Below are 23,690 nucleotides of genomic sequence, written 5' to 3'. Positions count from 1 at the left end.
ACAGCACCGGGCCAGTTTGCGTTAACCGCCGCTAACCTGGCCGGTATGACCCTCTCTCTCGAAGTCTCCGAAGGCGTCGGCACCATCCGACTGGACCGGCCGCCCATGAACGCCCTGGACATCGCCTCCCAGGACCGGCTGCGCGAGCTCGCGGTGGAGGCGGCCGACCGGGCCGATGTCCGCGCGGTCGTCCTCTACGGCGGCGAGAAGGTGTTCGCGGCGGGCGCGGACATCAAGGAGATGCAGGCGATGGACCACGCGGCGATGGTCGTCCGCTCCCGCGCCCTGCAGGACAGCTTCACCGCGGTGGCCCGCATCCCCAAGCCCGTCGTCGCGGCCGTCACCGGCTATGCGCTGGGCGGTGGCTGCGAGCTCGCGCTCTGCGCCGACTACCGGATCGCTGCCGACAACGCCAAGCTCGGGCAGCCCGAGATCCTGCTCGGCCTCATCCCGGGCGCCGGCGGCACCCAGCGGCTGTCGCGGCTGATCGGTCCGTCCAGGGCCAAGGACCTGATCTTCACCGGGCGCATGGTCAAGGCAGAGGAGGCGCTGGCCCTCGGTCTGGTCGACCGGGTGGTGCCCGCCGCTGAGGTGTACGAGCAGGCGTTCGCCTGGGCCGCCGGCCTGGCCCAGGGCCCGGCGATCGCGCTGCGCGGCGCCAAGGAGTGCGTGGACGCGGGCCTGGAGAGCGACATCGACACCGGCCTCACCATCGAACGCAACTGGTTCGCGGGCCTGTTCGCCACCGAGGACCGCGAGAGCGGCATGCGCAGCTTCATCGAAGAGGGCCCGGGCAAGGCGAAGTTCGCCTGAGCCCTGCGGTCCTCCCTGGGGGTGGATTAGCCAGGCCTTAAGGCAGCCTTAAGGGGACCTGGTGATCCACTACCGGTGATCGATTCCTTGCGGTGCGTCACCGCAGTTCAGTAGGGGTGCGGGCGTCTTCCGGTTGCCTCCCGCATATGACGGGACACCTCCTTGGATCCACCGGCCCGAGGGGGTGTTTTCCGGCGGAACGGCCCGGCGGGGCCGACCGGCCGTCCATGATGGGGGGCATGGCGGGCCTGGAGGGTGTGGAACAGCCGCGGCAGCGCAGCAGCGCTTCGGCCGTACGGCTCACGGCGGCCGTTGAGGACGAGCAGGGCCTCAAGGCGATGGAGTTGTACGGGAACCCGGCCGAGGCGGAGGTGACGCTGCCGTCCATGCCGCAGTCCGCCGGCTCGGCCCGCAGGCTCACCCAGTGCGTGGTGGTCCGGCTGTGGGGCCTGTCGCCGCAGATCGCCGAGCACGCCGTCCTGCTGGTCTCGGAGCTCGTCGGGAACGCCGTCCGGCACACCGGGGCGCGCTCCTTCGGGTTACGGATGCTGCGGCGCCGCGGCTGGATCCGGGTGGAGGTGCGCGACCCCTCGCGCGGCCTGCCCTGCCTGATGCCGGTGCACGAGCTGGACACCACCGGGCGGGGACTGTTCCTCGTCGACAAGCTCTCCGACCGCTGGGGCGCGGACCTGCTGCCCCGCGGCAAGATCACCTGGTTCGAGATGCGCGTCGCCGACCGCTAGGTGCAGGTCCCACGAGGCCGTCCGGAACGCCTGAAGCCCCCTGGGCGCCCTGGTGGGGCGATGCGGGGGCTTCATGGGTGCGCCGAGGATCGGTGGGGGTGTGATCCTCGGCGTGGCGACTTCGCTCGGGTCAATGGGGAAGCCGTGATTCCGACTATGGCAGACGAGCGCGCGAACGCCAAAAGCCCCTACTCGGACATAAGTGTGCAAATAGTAAGAGTTTCTAGCTAAATCCTAGGTGAGGTGGGCCACTCACCTCGTAATCTATGAATAAATATCGACCGCTCTGTGTAAATCCTTGATCACATCGCGGACTCAGCCCTTCGGGACCCGCTTCGACGAATGTCCCTAATTGGGTCAATCATTACCTTACGAGCGTTCCACCCCTTAAATGGGCAGGTGCTCTCACAACCAGGCCGCCGTGCGGTCCTGCGCGCGGCCAGTCTCGGGGCCACCGGTGCTCTCGCGGCGGGACTCACCGCCGCCTGCGGGCCGGGCCGCCCCGCCACCGCGCCCGCCACCGCGCCCACCACCCCGCCACCCGGACCCGCCCGGCCGGACCGGGCCGCCCCGGCGGCCCCCGCCGGACCGCGCCGCTTCGCCGGACAGCCCGTCGAGATCGGCCACGGTCCGCGTGACCGGCCCCGGGTCGCCCTCACCTTCCACGGCAACGGGGACCCCGCCACCGGCCGGGCGGTGCTGGCCGAAGCCGAGAGGGCGGGCGCGCGGGTCACCGTACTGGCGATCGGCACCTGGCTCGACGCCCACCCGGACATGGCCCGCCGGATCCTCGACGGCGGTCACGAGCTCGGCAACCACACCCAGCGCCACCTGGGGATCAACGACATGCCGGAGGCCGAGGCGTACGCCGAGATCACCGGCTGCGCCCAGCGGCTCAAGCGGCTCACCGGATCCATCGGCACCTTCTTCCGGCCCTCCCAGACCCAGTACGCCACCCCGCTCGTCCAGGAACTCGCCCAGCGGGTCGGCTACCCGCACGTCCTGTCCTACGACGTGGACTCCCTCGACTTCACCTCCCCCGGCGCCGCGGCCGTCATCCGCAACGTCACCGGGACGATCCAGCGCGGATCGGTGGTGAGCCTGCACTTCGGCTACGCGGACACGGTCGACGCGATGCCGCCCCTCCTCGAAGAACTCGCGCGCCGCAAGCTGCGCGCGGTGACCACCACGGAGCTGCTGACGCCATGAAGACCACCCGCCTTCCCCGGAAGGCCACCGTGCTGCTGGCCGGTCTGGTCCTCGCCGCCCTGGCCGGCTGCGGATCGGCCGACAAGGGATCCGCCGAGGCGCTCGGCACCAGGGGCCCGGCCAAGCCCGCCAAGGCCGTGCCGGCCGTTCCGCCGGGACTGCCCGGCATGCCCCCGGTCCTCGACCCCAAGGACGTCTACGCGGCCGACCGGCCGGGCAAACTCTCCCCGGCGGTCAAGGACTTCCCCTCGCGCGTCTACGTGCCGAACACCACCTCCAACACGGTGTCCGTCATCGACCCGGCCACCTACCAGGTCATCGACACCATCCCGGTCGGCGCCCAGCCGCAGCACGTCGTGCCCTCCTGGGACATGAAGACCCTGTGGGTCAACAACAACCGGGGCCACACGCTCACCCCCATCAACCCGGCCACCGGCGAGGCGGGGCAGCCCGTCGAGGTCCACGACCCCTACAACCTGTACTTCACGCCGAACGGCAAGTACGCGATCGTCATGGCCTCCTTGGACAAGGAACTGGTCTTCCGCGATCCGCACACGATGGACCGCGTGAAGACCGTCCCGGTGACCTGTTACGGCGTCAATCACGCGGACTTCTCCGCCGACGGCCGCTACTTCATCGTGAGCTGCGAGTTCTCCGGCGAACTGCTCAAGGTCGACACCGAGAAGATGGAGGTCGTCGGACAGCAGAAACTCCCGTTCGAGGGCGCGATGCCGCAGGACGTCAAGGTCTCCCCGGACGGAAAGACCTTCTACGTCGCGGACATGATGGCGCACGGCATGTGGGTGCTCGGCGGGGACACCTTCGAGACCCCGAAACTGCTGCCCACGGGAAAGGGCTGTCACGGACTGTACGTGAGTCGTGACTCCAAGGAGATGTACATCTCCAACCGGGGCGAGGGCACCATCTCGGTCTTCGACTTCCCGAAGAACAAGCTCACCAAGAAGTGGGAGCTGCCCGACGGCGGCAGCCCGGACATGGGCGGCGTCTCCGCCGACGGCAAGGTGCTGTGGCTCTCGGGCCGCTACGACTCCGAGGTCTACGCGATCGACACCAAGACCGGCAAGGAGCTCGCCCGGATCCCGGTGGGCGGCGGACCGCACGGCCTCGCCGTGTACCCGCAGCCCGGCCGCTACTCGCTCGGCCACACCGGCATCTTCCGGTAGCCGCCCCCTCGCCGCGCGGCGGGACGCGGCGGTGCCCCGGGAGCTCGCACAGCCCCCGGGACGCCGCTCCGCCCGGCCGCCTGCGACTACCAGGCGACCGGAAGCCGCTCGGGCAGGCGCTTGATGAACCCCGTGCGCCAGACCAGGTTCTCCGCCGGGACCGCGAGCCGCATCCCGGACAGCCGCTCGACCAGGACCTCCAGGGCGATCTCGGCGTGCGCCCGGCCCAGCGCGGAAGCCGGGCAGAAGTGCCGGCCCGCGCCGAAGGCGAGGTGCGGCGGCGCGCCCTCCCGCTCCAGGTCGAGCCGGTGCGGGTCCTCGAAGGCGGCCGGATCGAAATTGGCCCCCTCCAGCAGGACGAGGACGAGTTCGCCCGCCTCCACCAGGACGTCACCGACCTGGACGTCGGCCAGCGCGATGCGCGGCAGGCCGTCGCCGACCGACAGGTTCCAGCGCAGCAGTTCCTCCACCGCCCCGCCCATGCGCTCGGGGTGGCGGCGCAGGTACCCGACGAGCTCCGGCCGCTGGAGCAGCGCGAGCACGGCGAGGACCAGGAACGCGGAGGTGGAGACCGCGCCCGCTCCGAAGAGCGAGACGGCGACCGTCGCGAACATCTCGTCGGTCAGGTGCGCCGACTGTGGGTCGGCCTCCTTCAGCCCGGCGAACCGGCCGAGCAGCCCCGTACGCTGCTCGGCGGGCAGGGCCAGCTGGACGTTCAGCTGCCGCGTGAAGTAGGCGACGTCCTTGTACCAGTTGAGGGCGGAGTCGGCGAACGGTTCGCGCGCGGTCATGAACGCGACGTCCAGTCCCGACATCAGCCGGCGCCAGTCCTCGAAGGGGACCCCGAGCACCCGGCAGTGCAGCGCGGCCGAGAAGGGGTCGGCGAACCCCGCCCGGAGGTCGGCCGGCGCGCCCTCGGCCACCAGCTGGTCCACCAACTCGGCCGCCTTGGCGCGCAGCCAGTCCTGGAGCCCCTCCTGGCGGGGACTGAGCGCCTTCATCACGGCGTTGCGCAGGCCCGCCCCGTTGATGGCGCCCATGTTGTCGACGACCTCGGGCGGGATCGTCAGCGCGTACTGCCGCGGAACCCCGGCCTTCGCCGTGTCCTTGAGGCTGAACCGCTCGTCCTCCAGCACCTGCCGGGCCAGCGCGTAACTGCTCACCAGCCAGGCCGGGTCCCCGGTGAGGGTGCGGACCCTGGCCACCGGGGCCTTCTCGCGGAGCCAGGCGCACTCCTGCGGGAGCACGTCACCGCGCCGCGAGAGCGGGAAGTCGAGCAGCGGCTGCTCCCGGGTCTCCCGCCCCTCAAGCCGCTCGACGCCCATCGGTGCTCCCTTCGGTCGGTGCGTGGTCGCTGTGCCCGGGGTCCACCGGAGCCCCAGCGTCGTGGGGCCGGCGGACGGCCTCGGGGCGTACGACGGCGCAGGCCTGGTTGCGGGCGGCGCGCAGGCCTCCGCCGCGCGCGAACAGGACGTCGGTCAGCGGCATCCTGACGTGGTATGCAGCCACCGAGGACGGCTCGTCAAGAATGCTCGGGGTGTCCACGAAGAACGGCAGCTCGGCCGCCATGTAATCGAAACAGACCCGCAGCTGGTCGTCCGTGATGGATTCCCCTTCCGGCACCTTGGACCCGACGAAGTGAAGGGCCATCTGCTCACAGCCCTTGCGGAATTCGGCATCGGTCTCCAGAAAATGGAGAACGCGCCGGTGCAGCAGTTGGTACACGGGGTTCGACTGGAATTTCGAAAGCGCCCGCACGCGAATGTCCGCCCGTGGAGGCCCTGATTCCTCCAGGCCTTTGAGGATGCGTCGCCGGACCGCCTTCGTCTCCTTCGCGGCACGCTTGTGCGCATGCTCCCGGGTGTAGCCGAAAGCGGCGAACATCCGGTCGACGTGGAGGTCCGCGTAGACGAAGTCGACCTGCGCGAAGTGGGTCGTGGCCCACTGGGCGAGACGGGTGATGCGCTCGGAAGTGAAGTAGCTGTTGCCCGGACTCACTCCGATGAGCACATGGTCGCCGTCTTCCCAGATATGGCGGCAGGCGCGGGTGAAGGGCAGAACTTCGAATGATGCGTCAGCTGTGATCGTCACCTGTTTGATCGCCCTTGTTGCCGCTTGTCCCTGGGCGCCCTGCGCTCCTGGTGTGGCGGCAATGTCAGTACGTTATGCCGTGGCGCCGGAGCGTGACAAGTCCGGGCGGGATTTATTGGCCGGAATTCTGGCTTCCGCCCTACGGAAGAGCAATTGAATTTCTTTCTGCCGCCCGAACGGGACCCGCGGCGGGACCGCGTTGCGCAGGCCGCTACCCTGGGCCGGTCAACAAGCACCAAGAAGGGGTGGACCCAGTGGCGGACATCGAGAGCGCACGGGCGACGTTCAACCGGTTCGACGTGAACGGCGACGGCTTCGTCACGGCCGACGAGTACAGCGCGGCCATGAAGGCCATGGGCGACGCCTACGTCACCGGCGCGGTCGCGGACGCCGTGGTCGCCGCCAAGGACGTCAACGGCGACGGCCTGCTGAGCTTCGACGAGTTCTGGGCCGCGCTGAACAAGTAGCCGCCGCGCCGCCCCCGCCCTCCTGCCCGGGGCGGGGGCGCGGTCAGCCCGCCCCCGCCGTGTCCCCGGCGTCCCGAGCGCCAGCGCCGTCCTCGACGCCCTCGACCTCGCTCAGGGCTTCCTCCAGCCAGCGCAGCCAGAACGTCTCCAGGGCGATGCCGCCGTGCAGCACGAGCCGGCGCAGCCGGTCCTCCACGGCGTCGCGCCCCGGCGGGAAGTCCTTCTCCTCGATGGCCTCGTACTGGGCCAGCTGCCTGTGGTGCAGCTCCAGGTGCCGCCTCAGCTCCGGCCCGAGACCCCGGGGCCCGACCACGGCCGCCGCCCGGATCCGCAGCAGCAGGGGATCGCGCATCGGCTTCGGGTCCTGGCTCTCGCCGACCCACCGCTCGAGTTCCGCGTCTCCCGCGGGCAGCACCTCGTACTCCTTCTTCTGCCCCCGCACGGGCACGTCACTGGGCAGCGCGCGGATCAGCCCGCCCTCTTCCAGACGGCCGAGCTCCCGGTAGATCTGCTGGTGCGTCGCGGACCAGAAGAACCCGATCGACTTGTCGAACCGCCGGGTCAGCTCCAGCCCGGACGAGGGCTTCTCGAGCAGGGCGGTGAGGATGGCGTGCGGCAGCGACATGACGCCATCCTAGGTTTGCTCCGGTCCCGGCCCGCCGCGGGCGGCGCCCCAGGCGGACAGGGCCTGCGGTGTACGGGGCCCCGGCAGGCCCGGAGACAGGTGGCCGTGGGCCCGCAGGAAGGCCGTCACCGCCGGGGACCAGGCCTGGCGCAGGCCCGCCTCGGCGAGCAGCGCCGGATCGCGGAGCAGGTCGCCGGCCGGGCCGGTGCGGATGCCCGAGGGGGTCAGGACCGCGGCGTCGTCGGCCCACCGGACCGCGAGGTCCACATCGTGGGTGGCCATCACCACCGTCGTGTCCGTCAGGCCGGCCAGCACATCCAACAGCCGCTCCTGGCCCTCGGGGTCCAGACCGGCCGTCGGCTCGTCCAGGATCAGCACCCGCGGGGCCATCGCCACCGCCCCCGCGATCGCCGCCCGCTTGCGCTGCCCGTAGGACAGCAGGTGGGTGGGGCGGTCGCGCAGCGCGGTGATGCCGAGCGCGGCCAGCGCGGCCTCGACCCGCTCGCGGACCTGCGCTTGCGCCAGACCCATGTTCATCGGCCCGAAGGAGACGTCCTGTTCCACCGAGGCCGCGAACAGCTGGTCGTCCGGGTCCTGCACGACCAGCTGGACCGCCCTCCGCAGCTGGGTCAGGCCCGCCCGGTCGTGCCTCACCGCCGAGCCGTCCAGGTGCAGTTCTCCGCGGCCCGGCCGCAGGCCCCCGCTCAGCAGTCGCATCAGCGTGGTCTTGCCGCTGCCGTTGCGGCCCAGCAGGACCAGCGCGCGGCCCTCGGTGATCCCGAAGTCCACTCCGGACAGCACGGCGGGCCCGTCCTCGTACGCGTAGCCCGCGCCCACCAGTTCCACCAACGGCCTCACAGGTAGAGCTCCTTCAGTACGAGAGTGGTGGCGACCAGAGCGGCCAGCAGGGCGGCGGAGGCGGCCACGAACCGCCAGGACAGCGTCGCCTCGGGGACGAGCACCCGCAGCGCGCCGTCGTAACCGCGCCCGGCCAGACCCGTCTGGAGCCGGGCGGCGCGGTCGAAGGCCCGGACGAAGGAGGTCGCCGCGAGCCCGGCCAGTGAACGCCAGGCCGCCGCCCGGCCGGTGGCGCCGAGCCGGGCCGCCTGCGCCTGGCGGATCCGGGCGAGGGAGTCGAGCAGCAGGAACCCGATCCGGTACATCACCAGCGCGACGTCCACGACCGGGGCCGGCACCCCTGCCCGGACCAGCCGCGGGAGCACGTCCGACACCGGGGTGGTGAAGGCGAACAGCAGCACGCCGAGGGATGCCGCCGAGGTGCGCAGCAGCAGCTCGGCGGCGTGCCGGGGCCCGTCCGGGGCCGCCGAGAGGAACCCGGCGGGCCCGCCCACGGAGACCAGCAGGGGCAGCGCCCCCGTGAAGCAGAAGCCGAGCGGGATCCGGAAGGCCCGCCACAGCTGCCGCCCCGGCACGCCGGCGGGGCCCAGGAGCAGCGCGAGAGTGGCCGCGGCGACCAGCGGGCCGCCGGGCCATGGCGGCAGGGACACGGCGGTGACCGTCAGGCCGATGCCGAGGAGGGCCTTCTCCAGGGGGTGGCGCGGGCGCCAGCGGCTGCTGTGCGCCGCGGCGTCGATCGGCAGCACCGCGCTACGCCTCCGGGCCGGCGGCGGACTCCCCGCCGCCCCCCGCCGCGGTACCGGCCCTGTTGGCGGCGGCCACCGCGTCGCGGCGGCCCTTGCGGACACCGAAGTAGTACGCGAGCACCCCCGCCCCGAGCGCGGCCTGGAGCGCGAACAGCGCCGACTCGACCTCACCGGAGGGGGGTTCGTACAGCGGCGAGAACCACGGCTCGTAATCCGGCTTCAGCTCGGTGATGGCCGACTCCGCCTGCGCGTCGGCGCCGGCGAACGGCTCCTCCTTGCCCTCGCCCAGTCCCAGCGCGACCGGCAGCACCGCCAGCGCCGCCACCAGGAGCAGTAGCAGGATGTTGATCTTCGCGTTCCTGGTCATCAGAGCGCCGTCTCCTGCTTCGCCGTGCCGGGGGTGAGCTTCGCGACGCCGAGCCGGACCAGGTCCGACCTGCTGGACTGCATCAGCAGCCGCATCACCAGCACCGTCAGCAGCCCCTCGCTCACCGCGAGCGGGATCTGGGTGAGCGCGAAGATCTCCCCGAACTTCACCAGCGAGCCGGTGAAGCCCGTGGCCGCGTCGGGGAAGGCCAGCGCCAGCTGGACGGAGGTCACGCAGTAGGTGACCAGGTCGGCGAAGAAGGCCCCGCAGAACACGGTCACCAGCAGCGGCGCCCCCGCCGTACGCAGCAGCCGGTAGGCGCCGTAGCCCGCCCAGGGCCCGGCGATCGCCATGGAGAAGACGTTGGCGCCGAGGGTGGTGAGCCCCCCGTGCGCCAGCAGCAGCGCCTGGAAGAGGAGGGTGATCGTGCCGAGCACCGCCATGATCGGCGGCCGGAAGAGGATGGCGCCGAGCCCCGTACCGGTGGGATGGGAACAACTGCCCGTAACGGAAGGGATCTTCAGGGCGGACAGGACGAAGGTGAACGCGCCGGACGCTCCGAGCAGGAGCGTGCTCTCCGGATGGGCCTTCACCTCACGGGTGAGGGCGCGTACGCCGTGGACGACGAAGGGAGCGGACGCGGCGCCCCAGGCGACCGCGTGCAAAGGGGGCAGGAACCCCTCGGCTATATGCATGAGTGGGGAGACCTCTCCAGCACCTCGTGGATGGACAACGCGCCCCGGCCGGTCTCCTGGCTCACGGGTACTGATGCCCGGGCTCCGCCTTCCCGGGGCCGTACGGTCTCCCGCGCGGGCCCAGTGGCTTCCCGCAGGAGTGGAGCCGGACTTCCCGATCACAGTGGCGAGGGCCGCACCGGTTTCCCACCGGTTTCCCGAACACCAAGGCCCGCTGACCCTAGTCGGCCGCACGGACCGGTAACAACCCGCCCCAAACACGGCGAACGCGACCGCGTTCCGCTTGCGTGTCCCCGTGCGCGGTCGCCGCGCCACCCCGCGCGCCAACGACCCCGGCTGACCCGGGAGTTCCCCGAGACTCGGCCGCGCGCCGGCCGGCCCTGCCGCACCACCGCGCGGTTCCGCGGCCCGGCCCGGCGCCGGTTCCGCTGCCCGCCCGGTACCGGTCCCCGTACGGACGCGCCCCGGTGGCGGCGCCGGGCCGCCCCGTGCAGGCTGGGGGCGTGGCTGCCGACTCCGACCCCGCGGACCGTCCGGACTACTCGGACCTGACCGCCCTCTACGTGAACTGCACGCTCAAGCGCTCGCCCGAGACCAGCAACACCGAGGGCCTGATCGCCAGGAGCCGCGCCGTCATGGAGTCGGCCGGCGCCCGGACCTCACTCGTCCGCGCCGTCGACCACGACATCGCGACCGGCGTCTGGCCCGACATGACCGAGCACGGCTGGGACGGCGACCAGTGGCCGGTCCTCTACAGCCAGGTCATGGACGCCGACATCCTCGTGCTCTGCGGTCCGATCTGGCTCGGCGACAACAGTTCCGTGATGAAGCGGGTCATCGAGCGGCTCTACGCCTGCTCCTCCCTCCTCAACGAGAAGGGGCAGTACGCCTACTACGGGCGCGTCGGCGGCGCGCTGATCACCGGCAACGAGGACGGCGTCAAACACTGCGCCATGAACATCCTCTACAGCCTCCAGCACCTCGGCTACGCCGTGCCCCCGCAGGCCGACGCCGGCTGGATCGGCGAGGCCGGTCCCGGGCCCTCCTACCTCGACCCGGGCTCGGGAGGCCCCGCGAACGACTTCACCAACCGGAACACGGCCTTCATGTCCTGGAACCTGATGCACCTCGCCGCCCTGCTCAAGCGGGCGGGCGGCATCCCGGCGCACGGGAACCAGCGCTCGCTCTGGGACGCGCGGTGCCGCTTCGACTTCCCCAATCCCGAGCACCGCTAGTGCTGTGGACCTCCTGCCGGTCAGGCCGGGCCGGGCCGGCAGGAGACATCCTTCGGCTCCCGCCGGCGCGGCCCGGGTTCAGCACACGTTCGGGTGCGCCACGTCCAGGACCAGCCGCTCGGGCGAGTGCAGGACGGTGGTGGAGTAGGACGGGGCGGTGTCGAAGGCGGCGCCGAAGGTCACGTACCCCTCGTAGTCGCCGGTCAGGGCGATGCCCTTGAGCTTGCTGAGGTAGATCTTCTGGAGCTTGGGCCCGGCGTAGACGTTGTTGCCGGCGTCGTCGTGCCCGGCGGCGGGGTGCAGGCGGATCTCCAGGAAGTACTTCCCGGCGAGCGGGACGGGCTTGCCGGACCCGTCGTAGACCAGCCGGGGGACGGGGGAGACGGTGACCCCGGGGACGTACCCCCGCAGGTCGATGACGAGCCGGTCGTAGGTGCAGTGACCGCCCCAGCGGGCGTCGACGACGAGCGGGGTCGCCGAGCGGGCGGTGGTGGCGGCGGCCGAAGCCGGGACGGCGAGCGCGGTCCCGGTGGTGAGGAGGGCCCCGGTGGCCAGGGCCACGAGCCGGCGCCGGCGAAGGCCCGGACGCGAACCCGGACGTGAACCCCGGCGTGAACGCGGAAGGATCATGACGTCCCCTCGATTCTCCAGAGGTGGGGACAGAGGTGTCACCCCAGGAGACGAACGCCGGCCGCCCGCGGTTGCACGACGGGTACGCCGCCGGGGAGGCGGGGCGCCGTACCCTGCTCGCTCCGGCGGACGGGCAGGGGCCCGGCGCACGCGCCGACCACCTGCCGCCGACCTGCCGCAGCCCCCTGCTGTCCACCGCCCGCCGTCCACCGCCGACCGCCCACCGTCTACCGAGCGCCGTCGGAGGTCAGCACGCGCAAGGGGTGGGTCGAGGCGAGGCCTCGAGGTCAGACCTTGATGATGCGGACGCTGGGACCGCAGAGCATCAGGAGGTCTTCGGGGTCCGATGTCAGGACGGTCACTGGAGCCGGGGAGGTGAGCGCGGTGGCGGCCACGATGGCGTCGAGGGCGTACTTGTGGCCGTGCAGTCCGGCCGCGGCCAGGAGCTTGCTCCCGTGGCGGGCGATGGCTTCGTTGGGCGGGATGATGTTCACGCGGGAGACGGCGTAGTCGAAGCGTGCCTGGCTGGCCTTGGGGTCACGTGCTTCGACGAGGGTGACGGAGCTGGTGACGACGCGGATGTCTTCGGCTTCGGCTGCCGTCAGCCACTCAGTGATCTCAGGTGTGCGTCGTACGAGCTTTGACAGGCCTTCGCAGTCCAGGACGAGCGTGCCGCTCACGCGGCGTCCGCCGAGCCGGCCGTCTCGCCGCGCAGGATCGCGCGTTTGGCGTCGACGGCCGACTGGTCGACCGGGCCGTGCTCGGCTTCCGCATCCTCGATGAGTTCGCGCAGTCGGTCCCGTTCCAGTTGGCGCTGGATGAGGGACTCGACATAGGCGGACATACCTCGTTTGCCCGTACGTGCCTTGAGGGCAGCGATGGTGCCTTCGTGGAGCGAGACCGATACGGGCCGGACGGGTCCTTCGCCGGGCAACGGGGAGGTAGGCATGGGGCCAAGTTTAACAAGATTCTTATTATTGGGGTGGGGGGATTCTTTGATCTGTGGCGCCCGAGGGGATTCCAGGGACTTTCCGCCGTGCAAGCAGGGAAGGCCCTGACAGCGCCGAAAGACAGAAACGCGCTGGTCAGGGCCTACGGCCTCAGCACTCGATGACGTTGACCGCGAGGCCGCCGCGCGCGGTCTCCTTGTACTTGACCTTCATGTCCGCGCCCGTCTCCTTCATGGTCTTGATGACCTTGTCGAGGGAGACCTTGTGGGACCCGTCGCCGCGCATCGCCATCTTCGCCGCGGTGACGGCCTTGACCGCCGCCATGCCGTTGCGTTCGATGCAGGGGATCTGGACCAGCCCGCCGACCGGGTCGCAGGTCAGGCCCAGGTTGTGCTCCATGCCGATCTCGGCCGCGTTCTCGACCTGCTCCGGGGTGCCGCCCAGGACCTCGGCGAGGGCGCCGGCCGCCATGGAGCAGGCGGAGCCCACCTCGCCCTGGCAGCCGACCTCGGCGCCGGAGATGGAGGCGTTCTCCTTGAAGAGCATGCCGATCGCGCCAGCCGCGAGGAGGAAGCGGACCACGCCGTCCTCGTCCGCGCCCGGCACGAAGTTCATGTAGTAGTGCAGGACGGCCGGGATGATGCCCGCGGCGCCGTTGGTGGGGGCGGTGACGACCCGGCCGCCCGCCGCGTTCTCCTCGTTGACGGCCATCGCGTACAGCGTCGCCCACTCCATGGCGTGCGCCTGCGGGTCGCCCTCGGCGCGCAGCTGGCGGGCGGTGCCGGCGGCGCGGCGCTTGACCCGCAGACCGCCCGGGAGGATGCCCTCGCGGGACATGCCGCGCGAGACGCAGGACTGCATGACCCGCCAGATCTCCAGGAGGCCCTCGCGGATCTCGTCCTCCGTGCGCCAGGCCTTCTCGTTCTCCAGCATCATCGAGGAGATCGACAGGCCGTTCTCCTTCGCCAGGCGGAGCATCTCGTCACCGGAGCGGAAGGGGTACTTCAGCACCGTGTCGTCGAGCTTGATCCGGTCCTCGCCGACCGCGTCCTCGTCCACGACGAAACCGCCGCCCACCGAGTAGTAGGTCTTCTCCAGCAGCGGGGTGCCGGCGGTGTCGTACGCGAAGAGGGTCATGCCGTTCGCGTGGTACGGCAGGGAGCGGCGGCGGTGCAGGATCAGCTGGTTCGGCTCGTCGAAGGCGATCTCATGGACATCGCCTATCTCGGCGCCGAGCAGGCGCAGGCGGCCGCTCTGGCGGATGCGCTCCACCTCGGCGTCGGCGCTCTCCACGTTCACCGTGCGGGGGGAGTGGCCCTCCAGGCCCAGCAGCACCGCCTTGGGAGTGCCGTGCCCGTGACCCGTCGCGCCGAGGGATCCGAACAGTTCCGCGCGTACGGACGCCGTCTGCGCGAGCACGCCGTCCTTCTTCAGCCGCATCACGAACATGCGCGCCGCGCGCATCGGACCGACCGTGTGGGAGGAGGACGGACCGATGCCGATGGAGAAGAGGTCGAAGACGGAGATGGCCACTGGCGGACTCCCTTGTCTGCTCGTGGGGTGGGAGGGGGCGGGAGAGGCGGATTGTTCGGATTTTGTCCGACAGACGAGCTTAACGCGGTGGAGTGAACGGCTCGTCTCCGGACGCGTGCGGGAGACGTATCCCCAGAGTCGGCTGGGTCCGGTCGGGCCGGGCCGGTCGGGCCGGGCCGGTCGGGCCGGTCGGGGCGGGCCGGGGCGAGCGGGGTCTGGGCCGGCCCGGGAGCGGGCCGCATCCGCCCGGGGCGCGCGGTCATGAGAAGGGCCCGGCCTGTGCGCGAGCAAGGCCGGGCCCTTCGGCGCCGTCTAGAGCGAGGGGTACAGCGGGAACTTCGCGGCGAGCGCGCAGACGCGCGCCTTGAGGGACTCGCTGTCGTACTCCGGCTTCAGCGCGGCCGCGATGATCTCGGCGACCTCGGTGAAGTCCTCGGCCCCGAAACCGCGCGTGGCGAGCGCCGGCGTGCCGATCCGCAGACCCGAGGTGACCATCGGCGGCCGCGGGTCGTTCGGGACGGCGTTGCGGTTGACCGTGATGCCGATCTCGTGGAGCCGGTCCTCGGCCTGCTGGCCGTCCAGCTCGGAGTCGCGCAGGTCGACCAGGACCAGGTGGACGTCCGTGCCGCCCGACAGGACGGAGACGCCGACCTCGGTGACGTCCGGCTGCACCAGGCGCTCGGCGATGATCTTCGCGCCCTCCAGGGTGCGCACCTGGCGCTCCTTGAAGTCCTCCGAGGCCGCGATCTTGAAGGAGACGGCCTTGGCCGCGATCACGTGCTCCAGCGGACCGCCCTGCTGGCCCGGGAAGACCGCGGAGTTGATCTTCTTGGCCAGTTCCTGCGTCGACAGGATGACACCGCCGCGCGGACCGCCGAGGGTCTTGTGCGTCGTGGTGGTGACCACGTGGGCGTGCGGCACCGGGTTCGGGTGCAGACCCGCGGCGACCAGGCCGGCGAAGTGCGCCATGTCGACCATCAGGTACGCGCCGACCTCGTCCGCGATCCGGCGGAAGGCGGCGAAGTCCAGCTGGCGCGGGTAGGCGGACCAGCCCGCGACGATCAGCTGCGGCTTGGACTCCTTCGCGAGGCGCTCGACCTCGGCCATGTCCACCTGACCGGTCTCGTCGACGTGGTACGGGACCACGTTGTAGAGCTTGCCGGAGAAGTTGATCTTCATGCCGTGGGTGAGGTGACCGCCGTGGGCCAGGTTCAGGCCCATGATCGTGTCGCCCGGCTTCAGCAGCGCGAACATCGCGGCCGCGTTCGCCTGGGCACCGGAGTGCGGCTGCACGTTCGCGGCCTCGGCGCCGAACAGCGCCTTGATGCGGTCGATCGCGATCTGCTCGACCACGTCGACGTGCTCGCAGCCGCCGTAGTAGCGGCGGCCCGGGTAGCCCTCGGCGTACTTGTTGGTGAGGACGGAGCCCTGGGCCTCCATGACGGCGACCGGAGCGAAGTTCTCCGACGCGATCATTTCCAGGGTGGACTGCTGGCGTACGAGCTCGGCGTCGACGGCGGCGGCGACGTCGGGGTCGAGCTCATGGAGAGGGGTGTTCAGCACAGACATCAGGAGTCCCTGGGGTCAGTTGTCGGAGTGGGTGAGCGCGGCGTACTCCTCGGCGGAGAGCAGGTCGTCCGGCTCCCCGGAGACGCGCACCTTGAACAGCCAGCCACCCTCGAACGGAGCGGTGTTCACGAGCGCCGGGTCGTCCACGACGTCCTGGTTGGACTCGACGACCTCGCCGGTGACGGGGGAGTACAGGTCGCTGACCGACTTGGTGGACTCCAGCTCACCGCAGGTCTCGCCCGCGGTCACCGTGTCGCCCACTTCGGGGAGCTGGGCGTAGACGACGTCACCGAGCGCGTTGGCCGCGAACTCCGTGATGCCGACCGTCGCCACGCCGTCCTCGGCGGCCGACAGCCACTCGTGCTCCTTGCTGTAACGCAGCTGCTGGGGGTTGCTCATGGCCTGATTCTCCTGGATGCGGGGGAGTGGAAGGGACAGCGGTCTTGGGTACTGAGACGGAGCCGTACGGCGATCCGTACGGCCGCGCGTGCGACAGGCCGTGGGCAGCGTTACTTCTGCCGCTTGTAGAACGGCAGAGCCACGACCTCGTACGGCTCATGCGTACCGCGAATGTCGACTCCGACGCCGGAGGTGCCGGGCGCGGCGTGCGCCGCGTCCACGTACGCCATCGCGATCGGCTTGCCCAGGGTCGGGGACGGCGCGCCCGACGTCACCTCGCCGATCACCTCGCCGCCGGCGACGACCGGGAAGCCGGCGCGCGGGACGCGGCGGCCCTCGGCGACCAGACCGACCAGCTTGCGCGGCGGGTTCGTGGCGGCGCGCTCGGCCGCGGCCTCCAGCGCGGCGCGGCCCACGAAGTCCCCCTCCTTCTCGAACTTCACGACCCGGCCCAGCCCCGCGTCGAAGGGGGTCAGCGAGGTGGTCAGCTCGTGCCCGTACAGCGGCATGCCCGCCTCCAGGCGCAGGGTGTCGCGGCAGGACAGGCCGGCCGGGACCAGGCCGACGCCCTCGCCGGCCTTGGTCAGCGCCTGCCACAGCTCCACGGCGTGCTCCGGGGCGACGAACAGCTCGAAGCCGTCCTCGCCGGTGTAGCCCGTGCGCGCGATCAGCGCGGGCACCCCGGCCACCGTGCCCGGCAGCCCGGCGTAGTACTTGAGCCCGTCCAGGTCGGCGTCGGTCAGCGAGGCCAGGATGCCGGGGGACTGCGGGCCCTGGACGGCGATGAGCGCGTAGGCGTCGCGGTCGTCGCGGACCTCGGCGTCGAAGCCGGCGGCGCGCTCGGTCAGGGCGTCGAGGACGACCTGGGCGTTGGAGGCGTTGGCGACGACCATGTAGTCGTTCTCGCCGAGGCGGTAGACGATCAGGTCGTCCAGGATCCCGCCGTCTTCCCGGCAGATGTGCGTGTAGCGGGCGCGGCCGACGCCGACGGTGGAGATGTTGCCGACCAGCGCGTAGTCGAGGACCTTGACGGCCTCCGGCCCGGTCAGGGTGATCTCGCCCATGTGGGAGAGGTCGAAGAGGCCGGCCTTGGTGCGCACGGCGTTGTGCTCGTCGCGCTCACTGCCGTACCGCAGCGGCATGTCCCAGCCCGCGAAGTCGGTCATGGTCGCACCGAGCGAGCGGTGCAGCGCGTCGAGGGCGGTCAGGCGGGGGGCAGTGCTCATGGGTGTGGCTCCCGAGTCCCAGGGCATGACATGACGAGGAGGGTCCTCCCCATCTGTCATCGGAACCTGAGAGGTTCGCCGAGAGTTCCTCGGCTTGCACCTTGGGTGGAGCTGGCGGGCAGCTCGCTTTTCAGATCTGCCTCATCCACGCGGTACGGGGCCTGAGAGATTCAAGGGAGGTTCTTGCTCCTTCGGCGCCCGCGCACGGCCTTGCGGCGTGCCGGGACTCTCCCGCGCGGATTCAAGCGGCCGGTATGCAGTTGGTCCAGATGGCGCACATCATTGCACGCCACCGCGGTGATCGGGCGGGCGGGCCCGAAAGACCGTGCGGTGCTCGCGGGACCGGACCGGAACCGGGGGCGCCGCATTACCGTCTCTTTACACTCAGTGGGCAAGGGCCCTGCGGCCCGATTCGGGGGAGGCGATCACTGTGCGGAGATTCGGAGTAGCGGCGGCGGCGACCGGGACCGTGGAGGCGGTTCCGGCGCAGCGGCGGGTGCGGGTGCCGGTGCGCGGGGGCGCGGCGGGGGCGGTGGGGGCGGCAGCCGGGGCCGGGGCCGTACGGGACCTGCGCGGGGGCCCAGCGCAGGGGCCGCGGCGGCTCGGCTTCGCGGTAGGGGACATCGTGGTGGTGTCCGGCCTGCCGGGCGGGGGCAAGACCACGCTGATCAAGCGGGCCGTCGCCGAGGGCGGGGCGATCGACTCCCAGGACGCGCGCGAGCGCTGGGAGCGCCGGATGCCGGCGGCGCTGCCGTACGGGGTGTACCGGCCGCTGGTGCGGGCCGCGCACTACTGGGGGCTGTGGCGGGCGCTGCGCTCCGGGGCCTCGGTGGTCGTCCACGACTGCGGCACGCAGAGCTGGGTCCGGGGCCTGCTCGCGGCCGCCGCGCGCCGGCGGGGGCGGGCGCTGCACCTGCTCCTCCTGGACAGCAGCGCCGAGGAGGCCCTGGCCGGGCAGGAGGCGCGGGGGCGCAGGGTGTCGGCCTACGCCTTCGCCCGCCACCGGGGGGCGGTGGGCCGCCTCCTGCGGGACGCGGAATCCGGCCACCCGCCGGCCGGCTGCGCCTCCGCCACCCTCCTGGACCGCCGCGCGGCCTCCGAGGTCACCACCATCACCTTCCACCCCTGACCCACCCGGCCGGCCACCCCTCCCGGGCGCGGCCCTGGGCGGAGTTGCGTGGCGGGGCGTGCCGGGGTCCGGGGGCGCCCTCAGCCCCGCCGGCGTTCGAGGCGCGGCCCTGGAGCGGAGCCACCGGCATGGGCTCGCCCCCGTGAAGCCCCGCCGGCGTTCGAGGCGCGCGGTGTCCGGCCCGGGGGCGGGGCGGCGGGCGGCTGCGGATAGCCTCGGCACGACATTCGGCGGGATCCATACAAAGGCAGGGGCACATGCAGGGCAGCGGCTGGCCGGAGAATGAGCTGGAGCAGGTGCTCGGGGCGGCGCTCGGGCAGCCGGACGCCGGCGGGCGGATCCTGGAGGTCCTCGGCCGCAGCCACGTCTGGGTGCCCCTGCCCGGCGGCGGTGGCCCCGAACAGGGCGCCGCCGGCCTGACCCTGCCCACGATGGAGATCGGCGGGGCGGCCTACGTCCCGGTCTACAGCTCCGAGAGCCAGTTCCGCGCCTGCGCCGGCCCCGGCATGGACCACGCCGTGGCCCCCGCCGTCGAGTTCGCCCGCGGCCTGCCCCCCCAGCTCGGCATCGCGCTCAACCCCGAGGGCGCCGTCGGCGTCCCGCTGCCCCCGCCCGCCGTCGCGGAGCTGTGCCGCACCGGCCGCGGCCCCCTCGACGGCCCGGCCTCCGGTGGCCGCGTGCGGCTCTACGAGCCCGACTGGCAGGAGGACCCGGTGGACTTCCTGGCCGCCGCCGCCGAGGAGTTCCGCGCCACCGGCGTGGTCGCCGCAGCCCACCGCTGCCTCGCCAGCGTCGAGGGCGGGGAACCGGAACTGTTCGTCGGCGTCCGCCTGGTGGGATGGGATCCCGGGACGCAGAACGCCCCCATGGAGGCCCTCGGCCGGGCCCTGGCCCGGGTCCCGGCTCCCTGGCCCGTGCAGCTGATCCTCCTGGACGCCGCCCAGGACCCGGTCACGGACTGGATTCGTGAGCGCGTACGCCCCTTCTACCTCCCGTAGCGCCGCTTAAGCTGGTTACATCTCCTGGCCGCACGCGTGAGCGCAGGTCCGGGAAAGCACGCGTGGACGACGGGCGGACGAAGAGGGGTACCGGGTGAGTGCGTCAGGCACGGCCGCGGCCGGGCAGGTCGAGCACATGCTGCGCCAGGTGACTCCCGGGCGCTACGAGAGCTACGAGTCGCTTCTGCACGCCCTCGCCGAGGGGCGGCTGTGGATGCTGCTCTGGCAGGGCCGGCCGGGCTCCCCGGACGCCCAGTACGGCGGCATGGAGATCGAGAGCCTCGGCTACGCGCCCTGCGTCACCTCGCCGCAGGAGCTGGCCGCCAGCGGCTGGAACCGCGGCTACGAGGTGGTCACCGGGCGGGACATCGCCCGCGCGCTCTACCCGGACCGCTGGGGGCTGTGGCTCAACCCGCACGCCCAGGGCGGAGGGCTCGGCGTGCCCTGGGCCGACCTGCGCCGGATCGCGACCGGCCTCGACCGGATGCCGGCCGGGCCGCTGCGGCTGTCCGAGCCGGCCATCGAGCTCCCGCAGTTCTACGGGCTGCTGACCCAGCACGCCCACCGCACCCCGGCCGTCCGGTCGCTGCGCCGCGCCTGGGTGCAGCCCGCGCTCGGGTCCCCGTACCTCGCCGTCGGCCTCGACCTGTACGACGCCTCCGCGCCCGCGCTGGAGTCCGTACGGGAGATGATGCGCCAGTCGGTCGGCGTGGTCCCCGAAGGCGTCCCGGTGTGCACGGTGGCGCTGGCGGACGAACACGACCCCGTCGCGATGTGGCTGCGCGCCCAGACCCGCCCCTTCTACGACCGCGAGGGCCAGGCGCCGGCGTACTGACCCGTGCCGGTCCCGGCGGGCCGTCACGGCACCCGCCCGAAGCGGCCCTTACCCGCCCGGACCGCCCGTACCGCCCGTTCCCCATGACATCCGCATAGGGAGACATCCGTCCCGAAGGCCGCACCGGTCCCCCCTCGGTGCGGCCTTCGGCATATCAGCCGAATACACCCAAGAACCATGTGCTCCGTGGCAGTTGGGGCAGATGTCCGTTCCGCGCCGAAGGGGCGGTGTTTCACCGCTCACCAGCGCGCGCGGTTCGGATAACGGAAGGTGTCGGCGCAGATCACGGTTGCGCATCACATCACCGGCAGGTCTGGCGGGCGATTGAGAGGGCGTTGAAGACTCCCCCCACCGAAGGCCGGTCAATCCCGAAACCACCAGCTCTTCGCGTGCACTTCATGCGCATTTCGCGCACTTTCGCACCATCAGCGACGCCGATAGAACCAAGCCGCCACAGCGGCGGGCATGGGCCGGCCACCGTCGGCCGAGAGGGGTCCCCACCACGATGACGGCACCACTGCACGACACCACCGCGGCCGAGCCCGCAGCCGTGGACGCCCCCGGAGTCCCGCAGAAGGCGATCGAAGGGCGCTCGCCCTGGCAGATCGCCTGGCTGCGCCTCAAGCGGGACAAGGTCGCCCTGGCCGGCGGCGTCATCGTGCTCCTGCTGATCCTCGTCGCGGTCTTCGCGCCGTTGATCGTCACGGCGTTCGGCCACCCGCCGGAGGAACTGCACGAGGACCTGCTGGACCCGCTGCTCGGCCTGCCCGCCGGCGACTGGGGCGGCATGAACGGCGACTTCCTGCTCGGCATCGAACCGGTCAACGGCCGTGACGTCTTCAGCCGGGTCGTCTACGGCGCCCGGATCTCGCTGCTGGTGGCCTTCCTGTCCGCCTTCGTCGCGGTCTCGCTGGGGACGGTCTTCGGCGTCGTCGCCGGCTACTTCGGCGGCTGGGTCGACGCCGCCATCAGCCGCGTCATGGACCTCCTGCTGGCCTTCCCGCAGCTGCTGTTCATCATCGCGCTGATCTCGGTGATCCCCGGCAAGCTCTGGGGGTTCGAGGGATCGGGCCTGCGCATCGCCGTACTGGTGCTGGTCATCGGCTTCTTCGGCTGGCCGTACATCGGCCGCATCGTCCGCGGGCAGACCCTGTCACTGCGCGAGCGCGAGTACGTCGACGCCGCGCGCAGCCTGGGCGCGGGCCGCGTGTACATCCTCTTCCGCGAGCTGCTCCCGAACCTGGTGGCGCCCATCACGGTCTACTCGACGCTGATGATCCCCACCAACGTGCTGACCGAGGCCGCCCTCAGCTTCCTCGGAGTCGGCGTCAAACCGCCCACGCCGTCCTGGGGAGAGACGCTCTCCACGGCCGTGCGGACCTACGAGGACGATCCGCTCTTCATGATCTTCCCCGGCGTAGCGATCTTCATCACCGTGCTGGCCTTCAACCTCTTCGGCGACGGCGTCCGTGACGCCCTCGACCCGAAGGGCTCCCGCTAGCCATCGCAGGGCAAACCAGGAACCGGCTCCGAGCCGTAAGTACACCGGAACTACAACGGAGGGTTGCGAGCATCGTGACTACCCATCGCACGTCGAAGCGCAGGCTTGCCGCTGGCACGGCCGTCGTGCTCGCGGTCATGCTGACCGCGACCGCCTGTGGCGGAGACGACAAGAAGGACGACAAGTCCGCCGCGTCCGGCGGTGGCTTCAACGCCGGCATCGGCAAGATCGCCAACGCGTCGGACAAGAAGGGCGGCGAACTCAAGTTCGTCGGCACCCAGGAAGCCGACTCGTGGGACCCGCAGCGCGGCTACTACGGCTTCATGTGGGACTTCTCCCGCTACTACGCCCGCCAGCTGGTCAGCTTCAAGGCGGCTCCCGGCCCGGAGAGCACCGAGCTCGTCCCCGACCTCGCGACCGCCAAGGCCGAGATCACCGACGGCGGCAAGACCTACAAGTACACCCTCAAGGACAACGTGACCTGGGAGGACGGCACTCCCGTCACCGCCCAGGACGTGAAGTACGGCATCGAGCGCACCTGGGCCCAGGACGTCATCTCCGGCGGCCCGGTCTACCTGATGCAGGTGCTCGACCCGAAGACCGAGTACCCGGGCCCGTACAAGGACACCGCCCCGGACAAGCTCGGCCTCAAGGCGATCGAGACCCCGGACGCGAAGACCATCATCTTCAAGCTCCCGGCGCCCAACGGCGACTTCGAGCAGATGCTGGCCATGCCCGCCGCGAGCCCGGTCAAGCAGGACAAGGACACCGCGGCCAAGTACGGCCTGAAGCCCTTCTCCAACGGCCCGTACAAGATCGACTCGTACGAGCCCAACAAGAGCATGAAGCTCTCGCGCAACGAGAACTACAAGCCCGAGTCGGACACCATCCGCAAGGCGCTCCCGGACTCCATCTCCGTCACGTTCATGGCGAACGCGGACGACATGGACAAGCGCCTGATGAACGGTGAGTTCGACGTCGACATCAACGCGACCGGCATCGGCCAGGCGGCCCGTTCCACCGCGCTGAAGGACCACAAGGACAACCTGGACAACGGCCAGACCGGCTTCATCCGGTACGCCGTCTTCCCGCAGACCGTGGCTCCCTTCGACAACATCGACTGCCGCAAGGCCGTCATCTACGCGGCGGACAAGAAGTCCCTGCAGACCGCCCGCGGCGGCCCGCAGGCCGGCGGCGACATCGCCCCCAACATGCTCCCGCTGGGCATCAAGGGCTCCGACGGCAAGTACGACCCGTACGAGGTCCTGAAGAACGACGGCAAGCCGAACGTCGAGAAGGCCAAGGAGGCCCTCAAGGCCTGCGGCAAGCCCGAGGGCTTCAAGACCACCATCGCGGTCCGCAACAACAAGCCGGTCGAGATCGCCACGGCCGTCTCCCTGCAGAACGCCCTGAAGCAGGTCGGCATCCAGGCCGACGTCGACCAGATCGACGGCGCCCAGACCTCCGGCATCATCGGTTCGCCGAAGGTCGTCAAGGAGAAGGGCTACGGCATCATCATCATGGGCTGGGGCGCCGACTTCCCGACCGGGCAGGGCTTCTCCCAGCCGCTGGTCGACGGCCGCTTCATCCTGCAGAGCGGCAACAACAACTTCTCCGAGCTGAACGACCCGGCCATCAACGCCCTGTTCGACCAGGCCATCGCGGAGACGGACCCGGCCAAGGCCGGCGAGATCTACAAGCAGATGAACCAGAAGGTCTCCGAGGCCGCGGTCTACCTGCCCTTCGTCTACGACAAGACGATCACCTGGCGCAGCAGCCGCCTGACGAACGCGTACACCACCGACGCCTACAACGGCCGGTACGACTACGCGTCCCTCGGCGTCACGAAGTAACGGTCCGGCAGTCCCAGTTCAAAAAGTTCCAGTG

The 23,690-nt window shown here is 71.1% G+C and carries 25 protein-coding genes and 2 riboswitches; of the genes, 11 read left to right on the top strand and 14 right to left on the bottom strand.

Annotation, left to right across the window (positions count from 1 at the left end; translation table 11 throughout):
• The first annotated feature begins 45 nt into the window (after positions 1-45).
• From AMK16_RS08685 to AMK16_RS08670, 4 genes are all read left to right on the top strand, one after another.
• The gene (locus tag AMK16_RS08685) at positions 46-813 is read left to right on the top strand and encodes an enoyl-CoA hydratase/isomerase family protein (RefSeq protein ID WP_073911327.1); all 768 of its coding nucleotides are present in this window, start codon (positions 46-48) and stop codon (positions 811-813) included.
• A 227-nt stretch (positions 814-1,040) separates the two neighbouring features.
• Complete coding sequence (locus tag AMK16_RS08680; protein ID WP_073911324.1) at positions 1,041-1,556, top strand: ATP-binding protein; 516 nt, start codon at positions 1,041-1,043, stop codon at positions 1,554-1,556.
• A gap of 399 nt (positions 1,557-1,955) precedes the next feature.
• Positions 1,956-2,765, top strand: a complete 810-nt coding sequence (locus tag AMK16_RS08675; protein WP_073911321.1) for a polysaccharide deacetylase family protein — start codon at positions 1,956-1,958, stop codon at positions 2,763-2,765.
• Positions 2,762-3,949 (top strand): YncE family protein, encoded by a 1,188-nt coding sequence (locus AMK16_RS08670; protein ID WP_073911318.1) that lies wholly within the window; start codon positions 2,762-2,764, stop codon positions 3,947-3,949. Before AMK16_RS08675 ends, AMK16_RS08670 begins: the two co-directional genes overlap by 4 nt.
• Before the next feature lie 86 nt (positions 3,950-4,035).
• Here the strand turns inward: AMK16_RS08670 and AMK16_RS08665 are convergent, their stop codons facing one another.
• The gene (locus AMK16_RS08665; RefSeq protein ID WP_073911315.1) at positions 4,036-5,274 is read right to left on the bottom strand and encodes a cytochrome P450; all 1,239 of its coding nucleotides are present in this window, start codon (positions 5,272-5,274) and stop codon (positions 4,036-4,038) included.
• The gene (locus AMK16_RS08660) at positions 5,255-6,040 is read right to left on the bottom strand and encodes a tRNA-dependent cyclodipeptide synthase (protein WP_073911312.1); all 786 of its coding nucleotides are present in this window, start codon (positions 6,038-6,040) and stop codon (positions 5,255-5,257) included. Before AMK16_RS08660 ends, AMK16_RS08665 begins: the two co-directional genes overlap by 20 nt.
• A gap of 254 nt (positions 6,041-6,294) precedes the next feature.
• Between AMK16_RS08660 and AMK16_RS08655 the strand changes: the two genes are divergently transcribed.
• Positions 6,295-6,507 carry an EF-hand domain-containing protein gene (locus AMK16_RS08655; protein WP_073911309.1) on the top strand — a complete coding sequence of 71 codons (213 nt, stop codon included), beginning with the start codon at positions 6,295-6,297 and terminating at the stop codon, positions 6,505-6,507.
• A gap of 43 nt (positions 6,508-6,550) precedes the next feature.
• Here the strand turns inward: AMK16_RS08655 and AMK16_RS08650 are convergent, their stop codons facing one another.
• The 5 genes from AMK16_RS08650 to AMK16_RS08630 are packed head-to-tail and all read right to left on the bottom strand — an operon-like array spanning position 6,551 to position 9,798.
• On the bottom strand, positions 6,551-7,132 hold the full coding sequence (locus AMK16_RS08650; RefSeq protein ID WP_073911306.1) for a PadR family transcriptional regulator: 582 nt from the start codon (positions 7,130-7,132) through the stop codon (positions 6,551-6,553).
• A gap of 9 nt (positions 7,133-7,141) precedes the next feature.
• On the bottom strand, positions 7,142-7,990 hold the full coding sequence (locus AMK16_RS08645; RefSeq protein WP_073911303.1) for an energy-coupling factor ABC transporter ATP-binding protein: 849 nt from the start codon (positions 7,988-7,990) through the stop codon (positions 7,142-7,144).
• Positions 7,987-8,736: a cobalt ECF transporter T component CbiQ gene (cbiQ, locus tag AMK16_RS08640; protein WP_073911300.1), complete on the bottom strand. Its 750-nt coding sequence runs from the start codon at positions 8,734-8,736 to the stop codon at positions 7,987-7,989. The genes AMK16_RS08645 and cbiQ overlap by 4 nt, the downstream gene beginning before the upstream one ends.
• A gap of 4 nt (positions 8,737-8,740) precedes the next feature.
• A complete protein-coding gene (locus tag AMK16_RS08635; protein WP_073911297.1) occupies positions 8,741-9,103 on the bottom strand; it encodes an energy-coupling factor ABC transporter substrate-binding protein in 363 nt (120 codons plus the stop codon).
• Positions 9,103-9,798, bottom strand: coding sequence for an energy-coupling factor ABC transporter permease (locus AMK16_RS08630; protein WP_073911294.1), 696 nt, complete (start codon positions 9,796-9,798; stop codon positions 9,103-9,105). Before AMK16_RS08630 ends, AMK16_RS08635 begins: the two co-directional genes overlap by 1 nt.
• Before the next feature lie 29 nt (positions 9,799-9,827).
• A riboswitch (cobalamin riboswitch) is annotated at positions 9,828-10,022 on the bottom strand.
• Between the two features lie 279 nt (positions 10,023-10,301).
• Here AMK16_RS08630 and AMK16_RS08625 point away from each other — a divergent pair.
• Entirely contained in the window at positions 10,302-11,033 is a 732-nt protein-coding gene (locus AMK16_RS08625; protein WP_107417086.1) for a flavodoxin family protein, read from the top strand.
• A gap of 78 nt (positions 11,034-11,111) precedes the next feature.
• Here AMK16_RS08625 and AMK16_RS08620 read toward each other — a convergent pair whose 3' ends face one another.
• From AMK16_RS08620 to gcvT, 7 genes are all read right to left on the bottom strand, one after another.
• The gene (locus AMK16_RS08620; RefSeq protein ID WP_073911292.1) at positions 11,112-11,663 is read right to left on the bottom strand and encodes an AMIN-like domain-containing (lipo)protein; all 552 of its coding nucleotides are present in this window, start codon (positions 11,661-11,663) and stop codon (positions 11,112-11,114) included.
• Positions 11,664-11,950: 287 nt separating this feature from the next.
• Positions 11,951-12,343 (bottom strand): type II toxin-antitoxin system VapC family toxin, encoded by a 393-nt coding sequence (locus AMK16_RS08615; RefSeq protein WP_073911289.1) that lies wholly within the window; start codon positions 12,341-12,343, stop codon positions 11,951-11,953.
• Positions 12,340-12,612, bottom strand: coding sequence for a hypothetical protein (locus tag AMK16_RS08610; protein ID WP_073911286.1), 273 nt, complete (start codon positions 12,610-12,612; stop codon positions 12,340-12,342). The genes AMK16_RS08615 and AMK16_RS08610 overlap by 4 nt, the downstream gene beginning before the upstream one ends.
• A gap of 151 nt (positions 12,613-12,763) precedes the next feature.
• Positions 12,764-14,146, bottom strand: coding sequence for an L-serine ammonia-lyase (locus AMK16_RS08605; protein ID WP_073911282.1), 1,383 nt, complete (start codon positions 14,144-14,146; stop codon positions 12,764-12,766).
• Positions 14,147-14,458: 312 nt separating this feature from the next.
• Entirely contained in the window at positions 14,459-15,715 is a 1,257-nt protein-coding gene (gene glyA, locus AMK16_RS08600) for a serine hydroxymethyltransferase (protein WP_073911280.1), read from the bottom strand.
• 15 nt (positions 15,716-15,730) lie between these two features.
• The gene (gcvH, locus tag AMK16_RS08595; RefSeq protein ID WP_073911277.1) at positions 15,731-16,114 is read right to left on the bottom strand and encodes a glycine cleavage system protein GcvH; all 384 of its coding nucleotides are present in this window, start codon (positions 16,112-16,114) and stop codon (positions 15,731-15,733) included.
• Between the two features lie 110 nt (positions 16,115-16,224).
• A complete protein-coding gene (gene gcvT / locus AMK16_RS08590) occupies positions 16,225-17,340 on the bottom strand; it encodes a glycine cleavage system aminomethyltransferase GcvT (RefSeq protein ID WP_073911274.1) in 1,116 nt (371 codons plus the stop codon).
• Between the two features lie 140 nt (positions 17,341-17,480).
• Positions 17,481-17,584: riboswitch (glycine riboswitch) on the bottom strand.
• Positions 17,585-17,764: 180 nt separating this feature from the next.
• Between gcvT and AMK16_RS08585 the strand changes: the two genes are divergently transcribed.
• The 5 genes from AMK16_RS08585 (at position 17,765) to AMK16_RS08565 (ending at position 23,656) form a co-directional block, all read left to right on the top strand.
• Positions 17,765-18,469, top strand: coding sequence for an AAA family ATPase (locus AMK16_RS08585; RefSeq protein WP_073913428.1), 705 nt, complete (start codon positions 17,765-17,767; stop codon positions 18,467-18,469).
• Between the two features lie 257 nt (positions 18,470-18,726).
• Positions 18,727-19,467: an enhanced serine sensitivity protein SseB gene (locus AMK16_RS08580; RefSeq protein WP_073911271.1), complete on the top strand. Its 741-nt coding sequence runs from the start codon at positions 18,727-18,729 to the stop codon at positions 19,465-19,467.
• Positions 19,468-19,561: 94 nt separating this feature from the next.
• Positions 19,562-20,302 (top strand): enhanced serine sensitivity protein SseB C-terminal domain-containing protein, encoded by a 741-nt coding sequence (locus AMK16_RS08575; RefSeq protein WP_073911268.1) that lies wholly within the window; start codon positions 19,562-19,564, stop codon positions 20,300-20,302.
• 505 nt (positions 20,303-20,807) lie between these two features.
• A complete protein-coding gene (locus tag AMK16_RS08570; protein ID WP_073911265.1) occupies positions 20,808-21,803 on the top strand; it encodes an ABC transporter permease in 996 nt (331 codons plus the stop codon).
• A gap of 74 nt (positions 21,804-21,877) precedes the next feature.
• The gene (locus AMK16_RS08565; RefSeq protein WP_073911262.1) at positions 21,878-23,656 is read left to right on the top strand and encodes an ABC transporter substrate-binding protein; all 1,779 of its coding nucleotides are present in this window, start codon (positions 21,878-21,880) and stop codon (positions 23,654-23,656) included.
• Positions 23,657-23,690: the final 34 nt, after the last annotated feature.

Origin of the sequence: Streptomyces sp. CB00455 (assembly GCF_001905445.1) — a bacterium.
Taxonomy (GTDB): Bacteria; Actinomycetota; Actinomycetes; order Streptomycetales; family Streptomycetaceae; genus Streptomyces.
Note: the sequence above shows the minus strand (reverse complement) of the source record. Positions and strands in the feature narration are given on the sequence as shown.